This window comes from Mucilaginibacter sp. OAE612 (genome assembly GCF_041806395.1).
Taxonomy (GTDB): domain Bacteria; phylum Bacteroidota; class Bacteroidia; order Sphingobacteriales; family Sphingobacteriaceae; genus Mucilaginibacter; species Mucilaginibacter rubeus.
Genome location: NZ_JBGMUW010000001.1, coordinates 3,285,536 through 3,303,259, shown reverse-complemented (window position 1 = coordinate 3,303,259; position 17,724 = coordinate 3,285,536). Strand labels below are relative to the sequence as shown.

The window sequence follows — 17,724 nt, the reverse complement described above, 5'->3', positions numbered from 1 at the left end:
TTATTCGATGATCAGTTTCTTTAAATAGTAAGTATCAGGATCAATAACCGGCATAGTTTTGCTGGTTATGGTAATGCCTTTTTTATCAAGCGTATAGCGTTTAGTAATGCCATCTGCAGTGATATCAATTGGCAATGGCATATCGATATTAAGCAACTGAACCTGGTATTTATCGCCACGTTGGGCCTTAACATGTACTTCCAGTTTATTGATTGAATAGATGTACATATCGAACAATGGTTTCAAATCCTTACCTGCAGCCTTGCTAAAATACTGCATTACATCATCGGTACTGGCCAAATTACTGTAGGTATAACGGGGGGCGGTAACAAAACCTTTAAGGGTAGGGAAGAAAGTGCTATCGCCCATAATATACCTGAGTGTATGCATAAAGAAAGCCCCTTTACCATAGATATCTCCATTATAAGCCGATTCTTCGTCAATATCTTTCCCGATAACAAGCGGGATTTTATTGCCGAATGACAGTGCTGAACTTTGGAAAAATTTGATATAAGCTTTTTCGCCTTCAAATTCCCTTACGTACAGCGCGTCGCCATAAGTACAGATGCCCTCGTGGATCCAGTAATCGGCCCAATCCTTAGCGGTAACTTTATTGCCCCACCATTCGTGGCCAAACTCGTGGTGCATGAGGCCGTCATAATCCTCGCCGCCAACTTTGGTATATTTAAATTTGGCGCCGTAGGCATTCATGGTTTGATGCTCCATGCCCAGGTGAGGGGTTTCAACGATGCCTATCTTTTCTTTTGCCCAGGGATATTCGCCAAAGTATTTCTCCTGTTCTTTGATGGTTTTTACAAAAATATCGAGGTGATGCTCGGCTTTGGCGGCATGTTCCTTTAATACATAAAACTGGATAGGTACATTATGCCCATCTACAGTAGTATACGGACGAGTTACTACGGTATAGTCACCTGCATTGAACAAGATACTGTAATTGTTAATGGTGTATTTGGTTTGCCAATGGAAAGTTGCTGTTCCCTTTTGTTTGCTTACACTTTTTAATAATCCTGGGCCGGCAACTACCAGATCTTTAGGAACGGTGATGAACATGTCTACACCCTCGTTTGGTTCGTCGGAAGGGTGATCTTTACAAGGGAAATACAATTTGCCGCCTGTACCTTCGGCCGTGATGGCCATCCACTGGTGTCTGGTCGAGTCTTGTGTCCAGATAAAACCGTCGTCCCATGGTGGGCGACGGGCAACATGCGGTTTGCCGCCATAAATTACTTTAACGCTTGCTTTGCCAGCCGGTAGTTCTTTGGCTGTATTAATGGTAATGAGGTTATTCTTGTATTCAAATGCTTCCTGTTTGCCATTTACTAAAACCTTGCTGATAGTTAAAGAATCTAACAGGTCAAACAATAAAACCCTGGTGGGTTTCGCCATGATTACATCAATGGTAGTAAAACCATCAATGGTTTTCTGTACAGGATCAACAGCAAGCGAAATGGTATAATGCCGCACATCCATTATAGCTTGCTCGGGTTTCAGCTTTCCGCCTGAGGTGAGGGTTTGGGCATACAGGGAGACTGACGATAACAAGATCATTAAAATAAATGAGAACTTTTTCATTTAATGTTGTTGGGTTTAAAATATAACAGCATATCTGGCTGGCTAACGGTTGGTGTACAAAATTGCTGGTTTTCAGTTGTTGAATGAATAATTTACAAGGCTTGGGCATCCACAATCTCACGCAGCCCTGTCTTGTTCTTTGGATAAACCTCTTTTTACAATTGCGTCTGTTAATTTGCCGTTTCTCGTAATTGTTGCTTCAACTATCACCCGCCCTTCAATATCCTGACTTTTAACCGGCCATCGCAAATTTTTTCTCACGAAAATGAAGAAATTATTGGTGCCGCCTGGAAATTCTGGTTGCTTGTCTACCTTAATGCCACAATTGCATTTATACTCTTCGGTATCAATTTTAGAAGTTTCAGTTTGCGCTTTTACTAAGATCGGCCAAAACGATAAAGATATGATAACGAAAATTGTTTTCATGCTCACAATTCTATTGATTCATATAGAATGGGCACAGAATATTTTGATTTGATAAACTTGCCATCGCGAGTAGCAGGAACCCACCTTGGAGAAAGGTTAATAACTCTTAAAGCTTCCTTGTCAAATTCAGGAGCAAAACCTTGTACAAGTTTAATGCCCGACAGTAAACCATTACTCTCCACATAAAAACTTACTTTGACTATACCTTGCTTAACAAGTGAATCCTTTGGCCATTTTAAGTTTTGATCTAAAAATTCATGAAATGCCTTATCGCCACCACGGAAATGCGGAGGCGTAAGTTTTTGCGCCTTAGCGCTTAATGAAACCATTAAAATGATAAGGATGGGTGAAAATTTCTTCATCCTTAAATATAAATCAATTCTCCCTCACCAGCAAGCCGTCTGCAAAATCTCGCAGGTATTGTTTATGATCTTCGGGCAGATCAATAGCGTCGAGGGCTGCAAAAGCCTTATTAGCATAGGTTTGCATGGCTTTTTCAGCATGCTGCCTGATATCAAGTTCGTTGTAAATGTTTGTTATGGCTTTAACTTTTTCTGCAGTGTCAAATTCAGTAGCGCTCAGCCATCGGTTTAGCGTTTGTGCCTGGCTGCCTTTTGTCAGTTCAAGGGCCCTGATTAGCAAAAATGTTTTTTTATTGGAGATGATATCGCCGCCAACCTGCTTGCCAAACTTTTCAGGATCGCCATAAACATCCAGTATGTCGTCCTGTAGCTGGAAGGCTATACCAAGGTTAACCCCGAAAGAATCAATCAAATCAGCGTCGGTTAAAGCTGCACCGCCAATGATGGAGCCGATTTTTAATGTACCACCTAACAGTACAGCAGTTTTAAGGCGGATCATGTTGATGTACTCTTCGATACTTACATCGTTACGCTGTTCAAAGCTCATATCAATTTGCTGGCCTTCGCACACGCCGGTCGCAGTATCGTTAAAAACGTCAAGTACATTACGTAAAATGCTGTCATCAACCTTCATCATCATGCGGTTGGCTTCTACCATCATGGCATCGCCGGAGAGGATAGCAACATTGGCGTTCCATTTTTCATGCACAGTTGCTTTGCCACGGCGGAGCGGGGCTTTATCCATAATATCATCATGCATCAGCGTGAAATTATGGAATACCTCTATAGCCAGTGCGGGTTCAATAGCCCTGTCAACGTCGCCGCCAAAAAGGTCACAGGCCAGCAGGAGCAGGGCAGGGCGCATACGTTTTCCGCCAATAGATAAAATATAGCTTATCGGTTCATACAGATCGGCCGGGTAAGCGGGATAGCTTAGTTTGCCTACTGCATCATTTATTAGTAACTGTAACTCTGTAAGTTGTTTCATTTATTTACGGGAACCCTGATTTTCTTGATTTTAGGATCGACTTGATTATAAATATCAGGAAATCCTAAAATCAGGCGAATCACGGTTCATTATTCTTGTACCAATATAAAGTCTATCTGTTTTTTGGTCAGATCAACCTGTTTTACCTTAATCTTTACTTCATCGCCCAGTTGGTAAATTTTCTTTTTACGCTGACCGATGATGGCATAGTTTTTCTCGTCCAAAGTATAAAAATCGTCCGAGATATCACGCAGGCGGATCATACCCTCGCATTTATTTTCGATGATCTCCACATACATGCCCCATTCGGTAACGCCCGATATGATACCCATAAAGGTGTTGCCAACCTGGTCGCGAAGATACTCAGCTTGTTTGTATTTTACTGAAGAACGCTCTGCATCGGCGGCTTTTTTCTCCATTAAAGAACTGTGCGAACATAGCTTTTCATAAAACTCGGCATTGGCTGATTGACCGCCGTTTAAATAATGGAACAGGAGCCTGTGTACCATTACATCCGGATAGCGGCGAATTGGTGAGGTAAAATGCGTATAATGATCAAAAGCCAAACCGTAATGACTGCTGCTTTTAGTGGTATAAATAGCTTTAGCCATGGAGCGGATAGCCAGATGGGTTAGCACGTTCTGTTCTTTTTTGCCCTCTACGTCTTCCATCAGGTAATTGAGGGATTTTGCTGTTTCCTTGTCAGATTTTGTATTGATTTTATAACCAAACCTGGCTGCAAATTGGGCAAAATTGGCCAGCGCATCGGGCTTGGGCGAATCATGCACGCGATAAACAAAAGTGTATTTGTGCTTGCCCTTGCCCATTTTGCTTACGCGCTCAGCTACTTTGCGGTTAGCCAGCAACATAAAATCTTCGATCAGTTTATGGGCGTCTTTGCGCTCTTTTACATAAACGCCTGTTGGTTTACCGTTTTCATCCAGTTTGAACTTAACCTCAGTAGTTTCAAAGCTGATAGCGCCGTTTTTAAATTTGCGGTCGCGCAGTTTATAGGCCAGCGCATTAAGCTTAAATATTTCATCTTTAAAATCACCCTCGCCGCTTTCTATTACTTCCTGCACCTCTTCGTAAGTAAAACGCCTGTCGGAGTAAATGACGGTTTTGCCATACCATTCGGTAATGATATTTGCGTTCTCATCCATTTCAAACACTGCCGAAAAGCAGAGTTTTTCTTCTTTAGGGCGAAGAGAGCAAAGGCCGTTTGACAGTCTTTCCGGTAGCATTGGTATAACCCTGTCCACAAGGTAAACTGATGTGGCCCTGTCCAAAGCTTCTTTGTCTAAAGCCGAATCGGGAATGATGTAGTGTGATACGTCGGCAATGTGAACACCGACTTCGTAATTTCCGTTTTCCAGTGCACGGTAGGATAGGGCATCGTCAAAGTCTTTGGCATCAAATGGGTCGATGGTAAAGGTGGTGATGTTTCGGAAATCACGGCGTTTGGCAATTTCTTCGGGCGTGATCGCATCCGGAATTTCTTCAGCATCATGCTCAACCTCGGCAGGAAATGATAGCGGAAAACCATATTCGGCCAGGATGGCGTTCATCTCCGTATCGTTTTCACCCTGGGCTCCTAAGATATGTTTGATCCTTCCGATAGGGTTTTTGGCTTCCGTTGGCCAGTCGGTAATTTCGGCTACAGCTTTGATGCCATTTTTAGCCCCGTTAAGCTCGCTAATGGGGATGAAAATATCGTGCATCATCTTACGATCATCAGGAATAAAAAACGCGTATCGTTCTGAGAGTTTAACAATGCCCGTAAACTCCATTTTGGCACGCTGCAGAATTTCGATAACCTCGCCTTCTTTGTGCTTGCCTTTACTTTTGGCGTATACATAAACTTTCACACGGTCGCCGTTAAGGGCGGTGCGAAGCTTACGAGGAGCGATGAAAATATCGCTTTCAAACTCGTCATCGGTAACGATAAAGGCAGAACCATCATTGGTAAGGTCAACTACGCCTTCAATAAAGGTTTTAAGTTCAAGCAGCTGGAATTTGCCCGGAGCGATTTCTTTTAATACCGATTTTTTAACCTCGTCTTTTAAGATGTCGTAGATGATCTCGCGCGATTCGGGGTCACGGACGTTTAATTTAGCAGAAACCTGTTTATAATTGAGTGGCGTATTGCCGTTTTGTTCAAATATATCAAGTACCATTTGGGTAAGTACCTGGTGTATAGAAGAGTTGTTTTTCTTACGTTTAGACATAGAATAGTATTTGCATCAAAGATACAGAATTTTGGATACCCTATCTTGGCCCAATAGTGATGGATAAAGCAGTTTTAATCAACCCGGTATTGAAGCGATCAGCCTTTTGGTGTATTCTTCTTTTGGGCGATAATAAATATCGTCGGGATAGCCGGTTTCCAGTATTTCGCCTTTGTTCATCACCATAATCCGGTCGGAGATATGTTTAATCACGGCCAAATCATGCGAAATAAAGATATAGGTCAATTTAAGTTCGTCTTGTAGTTCGCGGATGAGGTTTAATACCTGGGCCTGAACCGATACATCAAGCGCCGATACTGATTCATCGCAAATGATAAATTTAGGCTGGAGCGCCAAAGCCCGGGCAATAACAATCCGTTGCCGTTGTCCGCCCGAAAACTCATGCGGATAACGGTCAAAATGTGCGGGCAGCAGATTGACCCGTTCAAGCAATTCAAGTACCTTTCGTTTGCGGGTTGTATCGTTACTGTAAAACTGATGTACCTGCAATGGCTCCATAAGCGATTGCCCAACGGTAAGCTTAGGATTTAATGATGAGTATGGATCCTGAAAAATGATCTGGATATCTTTTCTGATCTGCCTCAACTCATTTTTTTTAAGTTCACGAAGATCAGTGCCGTCAAAAGAAACCTTGCCCGATGTTGGTTCTATCAACCTTAAAATGCTTCGCCCCAAAGTGGTTTTTCCACAGCCTGATTCGCCGACGAGGCCTAAGGTTTCGCCTGGATATACATCAAAGCTTACATTGTTCACTGCTTTTACAACATGATCTTTCCGTTTGAAAAATCCTGTATCAGTTGGAAACCAGGTGTTTAATTTATCTGCCTTTAACAAAGGCTGCTGTTCATATAGTTTACGCTTTCTCTCGGCGATTTCAGTGTCCGGGTAATGATATAATTCCCTGATGTTTTCTATAGTTACTGCGGGCCTGGCCCCATCCAGAAAATCGGCCACAACAGGGAGCTTTTTCAAATGCTGCTGCGGGGAAGGGCGGCAGGCCAGCAATCCTTTAGTATAAGGGTGCCGGGGATTTGCGAATAGATCTTTTACCGCGGCTTCCTCTATAATCTCGCCTTTGTACATCACCAAAACCCGGTCGGCAATTTCTTTGATCACGCCCAAATCATGCGATATAAAGATCAGGCTCATGTGCCGTTCGGCTTTCAGCTTGTGCAGCAGTTCAATGATGGTTTTTTGCACGGTAACGTCAAGTGCGGTGGTGGGCTCATCGGCAATCAAAATCTCCGGGTTGCAGGCCAAAGCCATCGCTATCATTACCCGTTGTTTTTGTCCGCCCGAAATTTGGTGAGGATAGCTGTTGAATATGGCTTCGGGCCGCGGTAATTGTACTTCTTTAAACAGCTCAATGGTTTTTTGTTTAGCCTCCGCTTTACTTGATCCTAAATGCAACCTGATAGCTTCCGTAAGCTGAAAGCCACAAGTAAGTACCGGGTTAAGCGAGGTCATGGGCTCCTGGAAAATCATGGCTACCTGGTTGCCGCGCACACGCCGCATTTCATCTTCCGATAATTTGCACAGGCATACACCATTTAAAAGTACAGAGCCATCTATTAGGGACTGATCTTCATTAAGCAAACGCATCAGGGCAAGGGAGGTAACAGATTTGCCAGAGCCGGATTCGCCGACAATGCCAATGGTTTCACCTTTGTTAAGTGTAAAAGAAATTCCCTTTACCGCTGTGAACTGGTTTTTACCATTCTTAAAACTAACCGACAGATCACTGACTTTAAGCATTATTAGCCTACAATGGTTATAAATTCGTCTGCTATCAGTTCTTCGCCGCGGTAACGTCTTAATAGTTGTGCTGTAGCTATCACATCTTTTTGGCAATAAGCGCAAATGCGCTCCAACTGGTTTTCATTCCAGTATACGCGGCCTACATCGCTGCCATCTATATCGTCTTTGGAGGTCGGGATATTAAAAATTGTGGTAAGCAGGTTTAAGGAAGTGTAGTGTTTGTGATCGCCAAACTTCCATAATTCCATGGTATCTAAATGGACAATCTCCCAGGGCTTTTTACCCGCTATTTGCAGCTGCGGCGGAATTGGTATGCCGTTTACCAGTAAACGGCGGCATAGGTACGGGAAGTCAAATTCCTTGCCATTATGAGCACATAAAATAAGGTTGGGCGGTTGACTGACCAACAGGTTGCAGAATTTGGTAAGCAATTCTTTTTCATCATGTGATGCAAAAGATTTTACCCTCAAGCCAATGTTTTTCCCGGCAATAAAGATCCCGGCCGAAATGCAAACTATTTTACCAAACTCGGCCCAGATGCCGGCGCGCTCATAATGAATGTCAGCAGGTTCATCTTTGCGTTGATGCCGGGTTTTTAGTTCCCATAAAACCTGCAGATTTTCGGGCAGTTGTTCGTGGGTGCTGTACTGCGGCACAGTTTCGATATCAATTACCAATAAATTATGCAGATCGTACTGTTCAAGCATCCGGTTAAAAATTATCGAGCCAATATAATGATAAAGTTAGTAGATGGTTGCTGCGGACATTTAGTTTACAGAAAAATTAAAATCGATAAGTTGTGTTTTTTATTTCTTCAATACTTCAAACGCTATGCTGATAGTATTGCCGTTGCCATCAACCAACGTAAGAATATGTTTGCCCGGAGGTGGGTTTAAAGCCACCTGGTGAAAATCTTTGGTCTCGCCAACGTACTGATCATCCAGGTGCCAAAAAATCTTCATACCTGGCTGGCGGTGTGCTGCGTTGCAAATCATGCGGCCACGGGTGCCGTCTGCTTCAAGGGGCACGTATATTTTAGCGCCGTTTTTAGGGTAGATGACTTCCATTGTATTTCCATTGTCGGCCTGGATACAATCCGGGCGAAAGGGCGGGAGTACATGATATTGATAGTTTCTGGCTTTGTAATAATATTCCATAGATGGCGGCAACACAAACCAGCTTTTATTGAGGATGTTATCCGGCGGCTCACAATTACCGTTTACCTGCCATTTGGCATCGGCAGATAAATGCACCAATTGATGGTAAGGACAAACAGGGGCTTTCAGGCCGCTTTTGGGTACATATTGCTCATCTGCATCCTGGCAGTATTGCCCGGCCCGGTAGCCGCTTTGTTTGCACACATTTATTTTCACCATTTCGCCCATTGGCATTTCAAACCAATCGCGCGATACGGGCAATAGCCTGAAGATTTCAAACAGGGCAGGTGCAGCTGTGTTAATGCCCGTTAAGCCCGGCCGGCCCTCGCCATCGGTATTGCCAACCCAAACGCCAACAACATATTTAGGAGTAACCCCAATTGCCCATCCATCGCGAAAGCCAAAGCTTGTACCGGTTTTCCAGGCCACGCGCTGGCTCGAGCTAAATTGCTGCCAAAGCATTTCCTCGCCCGGCCGCATCACTTCCTCCATGGCCTGGAAAGTGTAATAAATAGATGCTGCATCCAACAGTCCGGACTTTTCAAGTTCAGGTTTGGCTGCAGGCTTCTTTTCGTAAACAGGATTATGAAAATCGGCAGGGTTATACTTGCCACCGTTTTTGTTGTAATGATTAAGCACACGCGCCATATCAGCATAAGCACCGCTTAATTCCCAAAGTGTGTTTTCCCCCCCCGCCCAATATTAACGACAGTCCATAGTGATCGGCAGGTTTGGTTAAAGTGGTGATGCCTGCTTTATGCAAAAAATCATAAAAGCGTTCGTATTTGTATTGCTGCAGCATTTTAACCGCCGGTACATTCAGCGAACGGGATAAGGCCCGCGATGCAGGAACGGCGCCGTCGTAACCCAAATCAAAGTTTTCGGGATGGTAACCCGCGATCATGGTAGGTACATCGGGCATCAGGCTATTGGGTAATATCAGCCCGTCGTGCAGCATTGCCGCGTATAACAGCGGCTTCAGGGTACTTCCGGGGCTTCGCGGGGCATCTATCACATCAACATCGCTCTCCATTTGCGGGTCCTCCCGGTGGGATATGTTACCGGCATATGCAAGTGTTGCACCTGTTTCAACATCAAGTACAATGGCGGCAATATTGTTGATATCATTAGCCTTTAGTAAACTATGATGCTGCTCCAGGATATCATTTACCTGTTGCTGAAGCGACGACTTGATGCTGCTTGTAATGCGGGTATCTCCCTCGGGCTTAGCCTGATGATCGGCTTTAAAACGTTGCAGCAGGTGTGGAGCAAGTTGAGGAAGGGTCATCGGTCTGTCGGGCACAGGCTCGAGCCGGGCGAGGGCTGCAGTTGTACTATCAATGATACCTGCCTTATGCAATCTATCCAATAATGAATTTCGTTTGCGGAGCAGTATGGCCCTGTTCCTGCCGGGATGTACCAGGGATGGCGAGTTAGGCAAAACAGCCATAGCCGCCATTTCGCCCCAGGAAAGTTTATCAGGGCTGCGGCCAAAATATCGCCATGACGCTGCATCCAGCCCAATGACATTGGTGCCGAAGGGGGCGTTACTGGTATATAACGCTAAAATTTCGCTTTTGCTATGGGTTACTTCAAGGCGCATTGCCATGAAAATCTCTTTCAGTTTATTCCAGATATTGCGTTTATGCCTGGTAGCCAGCCTGATCACCTGCATAGTAAGGGTACTGCCACCGCTGCTTACCTTTTTCGAGCTCAGGTTTTGTTTGATGGCCCGGCTAAAAGCAACAATATCAAAGCCGGGGTGATGCTCAAAGCGTTTATCCTCAAAAGTGATAATACATTGTTTGAATTTTTCGGGTACTGTGGGATTATAAGGAAAGCGCCATTGGCCATCATTTGCTATGGATGCACCGAGTAACTGGCCCTGATCATCGTCAATTACGTAGGAGGTGGGACTATTAAATAAAGGATTGGGCAAACAAAACCAAAATATCAGGGTTAAAACAAACAAAAAGAAAAGCGAGACTATAACTTTAGGCTTTTTTAAATAACTTTTAGCTCGTTTTAGCACAAATTGCATTACTAAATATAAAAATATTAAGCCAGTTCAGGTTTATACAACTATAATTGTGGCAAAAATCTACGAGGCAATAATACAATAAATGACGATACAAAAATTATCAATTATTATTCCGGCTTACAACGAAGGTAAAACCATACATTTAATTTTGGATAAAATTAAGGAGGTAAACCTTATCAACGATATTGAAAAAGAAGTGATCATTGTAAATGATTGCTCAAAGGATGATACAGAAGCAGCTATTTATAAATATAAACTTGCCAACCCCGAAGTTAACATTCAGTACTTTAAGCATGAAGTAAACAAAGGTAAGGGAGCAGCTTTACATACAGGTATAGCAAAAGCTACAGGCGATTACCTGATCATCCAGGATGCCGACCTTGAATATGATCCCGCTGAATACAACGACCTGTTAAAACCCGTAGTAGCAGGTTTTGCCGATGTGGTTTATGGTTCCAGGTTTATGGGAAGTAACCCTCACCGTATCCTGTTTTTTTGGCATACCATTGGCAACAGATGGCTTACCTTTGCTTCAAACATGTTTTCCAATCTTAACCTTACTGATATGGAAACATGCTATAAATTGTTCAATACCAAAGTTATCCAATCCATAAAGCTCACTGAAAAGCGTTTTGGCTTTGAGCCTGAGGTTACCCAAAAGATCTCGAGGGTGCACCGGATCAGGATCTATGAGGTAGGTATTTCCTATTATGGCCGTACTTATGAAGAAGGCAAAAAGATAGGATGGAAGGATGGGGTTAGGGCCATTTACTGTATCCTTAAATATGGCTTGTTTAAATCAAAATAAGAGTTTTTCTGCCGGAGTGGCTTTCATAAACTGTATTTCTTCTTCACGGAAATTATCAGCAAGAACTTGAATGACGAAAGCCGCTTTTTAGAGTGGCCCAATCCATTTTAAATTGCACACAGGAGATGCAATGTGACGCGTCTCAATATACAAATCAACGTGTTAAACAGGTTCTAAGATGTTTAACATTCAAAAAATAGCTGTCATTAAAACTTAAATCAATGTTTTACTGCTTTCGTTGCACCTTTTCCCAAACAGCGCTTTGCTTCGTGCTAAAATAACGGATGATACCGGCCAGTACCGCATAGTTCATAACACAAAAATAATAGGGAATGAAAAGGACTTTAATACGGAGCTGCCGCTTTTCCATTATCAGCCCGAGCAAAGCCAGTAAATAAAACAATACCTGTGCCAATAATAGTCCTTGCATAGCTGTTTCTCCAGGTTTAAGAGCCAGCAGAATGTTTAAAATAAACGATAAAATAAGCAGGAACGGTGTAATGGTCCATCTTAAAACCCGGTGACTGATATACTGAAACGATAAAATCGGGTAGGGTAAAGGATTGAATAATTTTTTTAGCCTTAAAATAGATTGCATCCCACCGGCAGCTATTCTCACTTTTCGTTTTAACTCTTCCGACACATTTTCCGACGCAGTTTCGGTAGCGTATGCTTCAGGTTCATAAACAATGCGGTAGCCTTTAGCAGCTATCAGCATCGAGATCATAAAATCGTCAAGCACAGTATCCGCTTCAACAGGCTGATATAGCGAGCGGCGCACACTAAACAGTTCGCCTGCCGCGCCAACAACCGAATATAGCTCCGAATCCCATTTTTTCAGGGCTGATTCATATTTCCAGTAGAACCCCTCACCAGCTGCACTGGCATCTGCGTTCTCGTCAATATGTACCCGTTTTTCGCCCGCAACGGCACCAACTGTTGCATCGCTGTAATGCCTGCAGATCTTGATCAATGCATCTTTATTTAAAAATGTATTGGCATCGGTAAATACAACCGCATCGGTATTAACATAGCTCATGGCCCGATGTACCGCGGCTATTTTGCCGGCGCGCTGTGACTGGTGCAGCAATTGTATCTGCGGGTACCTGGCAACAATATCGGGTGTTTTATCCGATGACCCGTCGGTCACAAAAAGCAGTTTTAGTTTTCCTTCGGGATAATTAAGCAGGAGGCTGTTGCTGATCTTTTGCTCAATAAAATATTCTTCGTTGTAAGCGGCTATCACCAAAGTACAGGTAGGAAGTTCATCCAGGTTTTCTGAAGGAAGAGCTTTCCGGCCTTTAAAAGCCCTTTTGATCCTGATGATCAGGTACAGAAAAATCCCATACCCGGCAAAAGTGTAAAAAACAATAAAAAGGCTTATGGCTAAAATTATTTTCATGTTATGGTGTTAATGGGGTATCCTAAATTGCTGCTGTTTTTTGAGTGGGTAAAATTCCACCATACTGCTTTAAAAAGCATCGGAATAAAGTCGTATTGTTTTTCTTTGACGTAGTTAACCAGGTTACGGGGTACCACAATCAGCAAAAAATAAAAATAAAATAATACTTTTTTAAGCGGCGGGGCATTCCGGCGGATAAAAAGGATCCTGTTCCGGTTCATAAAGTATTCCTTTAGTTTGCTTTTTTTGCCCACCGAAACAGATTCTTTATGGTAAATAAGCGCATCGGTACAAACCCAGGCCTTAAAACCCGCTCTTATGATGTGCTCGCACCAGTCAACCTCTTCATAGTAAAGAAAAAAGTTTTCGCTCATCATACCCGCCTTTTCAATAGCTTCTTTCCTGATCATCATGGCTGCTCCGTGGCAGTAGGCTGTAGGCGCAGTTATATGATCAAACTGACCTTCGTCCTTTTGCTTTAAGCCTATCACACTATTTCGGCAGGTGTAATAGTTCATAGGCGTGTAGCCCGCATATTGTATTAATTGTTTATCACTGAAATACTTGATCTTGGGCGACAGCATTCCTACGGCGGTGTTACTATCCATTACCTCAACCAGTTTTTCAACTAAACCCGGGGTAAACTCGGTATCATTGTTCACCATAAAAATATAATCGCCGGTTGCTACCGTAAGCCCGAGGTTATTTCCACCGGCAAAACCAAGGTTAACATCAGAGCGGATAAATATTATTTCGGGGTATTTTATTCTCCAGCCGGGAACCGGATCTACCTTACTTGCATTATCAACAACAATTATTTCTATATTACTATAAGTACTTGTATTTTTAATTGATAATAACATTTCCTCGGTAACGGATGGCTGATTAAAACTTACAGTAACAACAGAAACTTTTTTCATCTAAAAGGGGTTATTATCAATATTGCTTTTTACGGCTAATATTAGTAAAAGTTAACCAATTATATCACTATATTCCTTTGAATAATAACCAACCAAATAATGATGAGTCACTGCTTACCATAAAAGCAGATGAGCTTATACAATTGCTGAAAAAGGGGAATGTTGATAAAGAACTTGTTAAAGCCATACAGCAAAAAATAAATAATGCTATTGAAAGTAATTCGAACCAGCAAAAATTTGATGCCTTTAGCGGGTTAGATCAGGAGCAAAGCCGGCTTGATATGGTAACAAACCTGGAATTTTTACTTACCCAACACCAGGTTGATAGCCGGGAATCGAAGAAATACCTGCTGCATGAAAGGATAAAACATATAGTTTTGGCAGCAATTGCGGTTACCATGATCATACTTGGTTTAGCCATGATCATCATGCCTGCACCGCCATATTTTGAAATGTTTACCATTTTTTATTTTTCAAAAGACGACGGTATAACTTTAATGGATGTTATATCGGTGTTAATAGTATTATCGGGTGTATATTTGTTTATAAATGCCCTACTCCGAAAAATTAACGCCTGAATTCACTAATATGCCTAAACGTCCGAAAATACTCCTGGTTGATGATAGCCCGCTGATTTTGATGGTTATAGGGCAGGCTTTGGAAAAAGAGGGTTTTATTAGCCGCAAGGCAGGTAATGTAGAGGAAGCTATGACGGTGCTTGAAAATGAGATCCCCGATTTGATTTTGTCTGATTATCAAATGCCCGGTACAGATGGTTTTGCATTCAGGCAGCATTTAATGACTGTACCTGAGTATAAAAATATCCCCTTTATGTTTTTAACATCAGTTACCGATCACGCTCACATGATAGCGGGGATCAGTCTTGATGCTATTGACTACATTGATAAGGATACACCCATTGTGGTCATTATCTCAAAGATCAATAATTTTTTGAACAGCATCCGCGAACGCCACGAACACACGATCAGGGAGCTGAGCAGCGCCGCAATAGCCTTAAATTTGTATTCTGTTCCGCAGGAAATGCCCCGTATTAATGGCTTTGAAATAGATTTCTGGCATAAATCGTTTGAGAATTACCCTGGCGGAGATTTTATTGATGTGTTAACTATAAATAACAGGTATACTTTTATTATCCTGGGCGATGTGATGGGCAAAAAATGGGGAGCGTGGTTTTTTTCATTCGGCTATCTGAGCTATATAAGGGCCGCTGTAAGGATATGTGTTTCGGAAGGGGACGTATCAACCAAAAGTATCATGCAAAAAATCAACTCGGTAATTTATCATGACCCGGTTGTGAGCGACGTGTTGTCGACGCTTTCACTTGTCAGGATCGATCCGGAGAATGAAACGCTAAGTTATACCGGCGCGGGCGACTTGCCGCTGTTGTATTTTAGCTCCAGGGAAAATAAACTTAACAGGATTAACTCATCAGGTTTGTTGCTGGGGATTAGTAAAGAGGGCGGCTTTGATGAACATTTATTTACCATGCAGCCTGGTGATCAATTGATCATGATAACAGATGGATTGATAGATAAAGAGACACCGGCAGGAAAGAAAACTGATCTGAACAGTTTTATTGATGAGATTGAAAAATATCTTGGTAAAACCAATTCATTTGCAACCTTAAAATACGATGGCTTTTTGAACGAAAAAGCGAGAGAACAAATTGATGACTGCAGTTTAATATTTATTCAAAAAAACAGCTAAATGATATTACGAACACATCTGCTTAATAATGCATTAATTGCGGATATTCAGCTTAAAGAGGCGAATTTGGCAAATGCTGAACAATTTAAGTCGGAACTGATGAGCCTGATCAATAAAGGAAATAAGTATGTTATTGTAAACTTTGAACAGGTAATATATGTTGACAGTTCTTTTTTAGGCGCATTGGTATCGGCTCTTAAACTGGCCATGAACAACGGGGGAGACATTGCCGTAGTTGGTTTAAATAATGATATCAGGTCCTTGTTTCAATTAGTGCGGCTTGATAAGGTGTTCAGGATCTATACAAATACACAGGAGGCTTTAACCGGGGCATAAACGAATTTACTACCTTGAAAAAATTTGTTTTTAACAATGAAACCGAAGGTATTTATCCTTTAACTGTCCAAATCATTAATTATATCCAAAACATAACAAAAGATATACTTGATGATGACGCCGGCTTCAGGATAAAAACCATCCTGATTGAACTGCTTACTAATTCGCTCAAGCACATGGGCGATGATGTTACCAGTATCGGGATCGATCTGAAAAATAACAAATTATATATAAGTAAACAGGATAAGGGAAGGCCGCTGCAAATTAATACCAGGCAGGCATTGTTAACCTGGCCGTTAACGCACAGCAAATTTACCCAAAACGAAATTGCTATTTACGGCGATGACTTCGGTACATTAAAAGGACGGGTAAAAAACAGTAATCAGTTAGAATTTTTTACAGAAGACCTCGATGTGCGGTATGTTAACAAGGAAACCATTATGGGGTTAAATGAACATTATGGCCTGATGATCATTGCACGTGCCAGCGATGCGTTTAACTACAAACATAAACCTGATACAGGCGTGAATACATTTACCTCGGTAATTGAACTTAAACAGCGTTAGGCATCATTGCATAATTTCTGAAGGCCTTTGTTAATGGGTTAGGGTATTCTATATAAGTGACCGAACTACAACCATCAGAGAAAAAACTTTCGGCAAAGTAATTATATTATTGGGCAATTAATTATCACACTCGTTTTCGCTATTTCACAGCTGTCTCTTCGTTTACCGGTTCTGCAGGAGCATTATCGTGCGGTGTATGAATAAACTTTTTGTTTGCCCCTTTTAACTTAAACAGAAGTAAAAACATGGTAAAAAATATAAGCGGCAGTTTAAGCATGGCTTCTAAAAGTTTTCTATTATAAAACGATGTTGGTATGGCAACTATGATGCCAAGGTAACAAGCCACTGTTGCCCCGAGCCACAAATGCCAGTGCGGGCCTATGCCCGGAGTAAAAAAAGAGATCAATAGCATAAAAGGCATCAGGCCAAGCATTAATACGCGCGGCAGGATAGCCATCTGATAAATCTCATTCACGTAGTCAAAATTGCCGCGGAAAAATTGGGCCGGCGCGGTTGCTCCATACTTTTTAAGCAAGTTAAACTGAGCCGAAAGCCAGCGCTTACGCTGCTTTTCAAACACTGCGGGATTACTCACTTTTTCATCGTAGATATACGCTTTTTCTGCATAAGCAACATGGATCTTATCACGGGTCAATAATAAGCCCATTTCCTTGTCAAACCCGCCCACGGCATCAATACGCGACATTACATTTACAAACAGGTTGTACTCCAAGGCCATACCCGAACCTATAATGGCTGCCGAAAAATTAAACAATTGCTGCGATTTTCTGAAAATGTGATTGTTAACTTCTTCGCTTACAGCATCAAGTATTGCTACCTGTGTGTTTGAGTTTTTTGCTACCCTATGGCCCTGCACCACCCGGTGACCTGCTTGTAAATAGTTGTTGATCTGGTATAGGTAATCGGGCGCGGCAATGTTATCAATGTCAAAAACAACCGCGGCATCAAATCCAACCGCCGTGTTTTCAATGGCTTTGTTCAGCGCTTTTGATTTGGTGCTGGTTTCAAAAACCACCTCTACTACCTGCAAAGGCATCTGCTTTAATTTAACAATGGTTTCAGGTTTCATGGAGTCGGCTATCACACAAACCGTGAACATATCTTTAGGGTAATCGATAGTTAGTGCCGCCGCCGCCGAGTTTAAAATAATTTCATCTTCTTTATAAGCGCAGATATAAACTATGAATTTACTGAGTGCGGTGGCTGTAGCAGGCGGTTTGATAGGGATTAATTTTCCGAGTACCGAAAATACAAACAGGTACAGGCTATATACACCAAGGTATATAAACAGCAAAATGGCGATTAGGGATGCTATGAATTTAATGATTTCCATGTGTTTTATTGCTAAACCCTGTTTGTATTAATTAGC

Annotated in this window: 17 protein-coding genes; 5 read left to right on the top strand and 12 right to left on the bottom strand. The window is 42.2% G+C overall.

The features are described 5' to 3' along the window. The 9 genes from ABID99_RS13650 to ABID99_RS13610 all read right to left on the bottom strand — a co-directional run bounded on the left by ABID99_RS13650 (position 1) and on the right by ABID99_RS13610 (position 10,472). The gene (locus ABID99_RS13650; RefSeq protein ID WP_373614039.1) at positions 1-1,593 is read right to left on the bottom strand and encodes a M1 family metallopeptidase; all 1,593 of its coding nucleotides are present in this window, start codon (positions 1,591-1,593) and stop codon (positions 1-3) included. Between the two features lie 117 nt (positions 1,594-1,710). Continuing rightward, positions 1,711-2,019, bottom strand: coding sequence for a hypothetical protein (locus ABID99_RS13645; protein ID WP_373614038.1), 309 nt, complete (start codon positions 2,017-2,019; stop codon positions 1,711-1,713). A 2-nt stretch (positions 2,020-2,021) separates the two neighbouring features. Continuing rightward, complete coding sequence (locus ABID99_RS13640) at positions 2,022-2,381, bottom strand: energy transducer TonB (protein WP_354482273.1); 360 nt, start codon at positions 2,379-2,381, stop codon at positions 2,022-2,024. 13 nt (positions 2,382-2,394) lie between these two features. Continuing rightward, complete coding sequence (locus tag ABID99_RS13635) at positions 2,395-3,369, bottom strand: polyprenyl synthetase family protein (RefSeq protein WP_373614037.1); 975 nt, start codon at positions 3,367-3,369, stop codon at positions 2,395-2,397. An 89-nt stretch (positions 3,370-3,458) separates the two neighbouring features. Beyond that, positions 3,459-5,597: a ribonuclease R gene (rnr, locus tag ABID99_RS13630; RefSeq protein WP_090525028.1), complete on the bottom strand. Its 2,139-nt coding sequence runs from the start codon at positions 5,595-5,597 to the stop codon at positions 3,459-3,461. Between the two features lie 78 nt (positions 5,598-5,675). Continuing rightward, positions 5,676-7,373: an ABC transporter ATP-binding protein gene (locus ABID99_RS13625; protein WP_090525029.1), complete on the bottom strand. Its 1,698-nt coding sequence runs from the start codon at positions 7,371-7,373 to the stop codon at positions 5,676-5,678. A gap of 2 nt (positions 7,374-7,375) precedes the next feature. Further along, positions 7,376-8,083, bottom strand: coding sequence for a 3'-5' exonuclease (locus tag ABID99_RS13620; RefSeq protein WP_090525031.1), 708 nt, complete (start codon positions 8,081-8,083; stop codon positions 7,376-7,378). Positions 8,084-8,182: 99 nt separating this feature from the next. Beyond that, positions 8,183-9,181 (bottom strand): hypothetical protein, encoded by a 999-nt coding sequence (locus tag ABID99_RS13615; RefSeq protein ID WP_373614036.1) that lies wholly within the window; start codon positions 9,179-9,181, stop codon positions 8,183-8,185. Between the two features lies 1 nt (position 9,182). Then, entirely contained in the window at positions 9,183-10,472 is a 1,290-nt protein-coding gene (locus ABID99_RS13610; protein WP_373614034.1) for a transglycosylase domain-containing protein, read from the bottom strand. A 184-nt stretch (positions 10,473-10,656) separates the two neighbouring features. Between ABID99_RS13610 and ABID99_RS13605 the strand changes: the two genes are divergently transcribed. Further along, positions 10,657-11,382, top strand: coding sequence for a glycosyltransferase family 2 protein (locus ABID99_RS13605; protein WP_129568672.1), 726 nt, complete (start codon positions 10,657-10,659; stop codon positions 11,380-11,382). Between the two features lie 226 nt (positions 11,383-11,608). Here the strand turns inward: ABID99_RS13605 and ABID99_RS13600 are convergent, their stop codons facing one another. Together ABID99_RS13600 and ABID99_RS13595 are read right to left on the bottom strand one after the other, a co-directional pair. After that, a complete protein-coding gene (locus ABID99_RS13600; RefSeq protein ID WP_373614032.1) occupies positions 11,609-12,784 on the bottom strand; it encodes a glycosyltransferase family 2 protein in 1,176 nt (391 codons plus the stop codon). Beyond that, on the bottom strand, positions 12,781-13,704 hold the full coding sequence (locus tag ABID99_RS13595) for a glycosyltransferase family 2 protein (protein WP_373614031.1): 924 nt from the start codon (positions 13,702-13,704) through the stop codon (positions 12,781-12,783). Before ABID99_RS13595 ends, ABID99_RS13600 begins: the two co-directional genes overlap by 4 nt. A 77-nt stretch (positions 13,705-13,781) precedes the next feature. On the opposite strand from ABID99_RS13595, the gene ABID99_RS13590 reads away from it, so the two are divergent. The 4 genes from ABID99_RS13590 to ABID99_RS13575 are packed head-to-tail and all read left to right on the top strand — an operon-like array spanning position 13,782 to position 16,334. Beyond that, a complete protein-coding gene (locus ABID99_RS13590; RefSeq protein ID WP_373614030.1) occupies positions 13,782-14,282 on the top strand; it encodes a hypothetical protein in 501 nt (166 codons plus the stop codon). A 10-nt stretch (positions 14,283-14,292) separates the two neighbouring features. Beyond that, positions 14,293-15,432 (top strand): PP2C family protein-serine/threonine phosphatase, encoded by a 1,140-nt coding sequence (locus tag ABID99_RS13585; RefSeq protein ID WP_373614029.1) that lies wholly within the window; start codon positions 14,293-14,295, stop codon positions 15,430-15,432. Continuing rightward, positions 15,433-15,768: an STAS domain-containing protein gene (locus ABID99_RS13580; protein WP_176624213.1), complete on the top strand. Its 336-nt coding sequence runs from the start codon at positions 15,433-15,435 to the stop codon at positions 15,766-15,768. Positions 15,769-15,782: 14 nt separating this feature from the next. Next, a complete protein-coding gene (locus ABID99_RS13575) occupies positions 15,783-16,334 on the top strand; it encodes a hypothetical protein (protein ID WP_373614027.1) in 552 nt (183 codons plus the stop codon). Positions 16,335-16,473: 139 nt separating this feature from the next. On the opposite strand, the gene ABID99_RS13570 is transcribed toward ABID99_RS13575, so the two are convergent. After that, positions 16,474-17,688 carry a glycosyltransferase family 2 protein gene (locus tag ABID99_RS13570; RefSeq protein WP_373614026.1) on the bottom strand — a complete coding sequence of 405 codons (1,215 nt, stop codon included), beginning with the start codon at positions 17,686-17,688 and terminating at the stop codon, positions 16,474-16,476. Between the last annotated feature and the right edge of the window lie 36 nt (positions 17,689-17,724).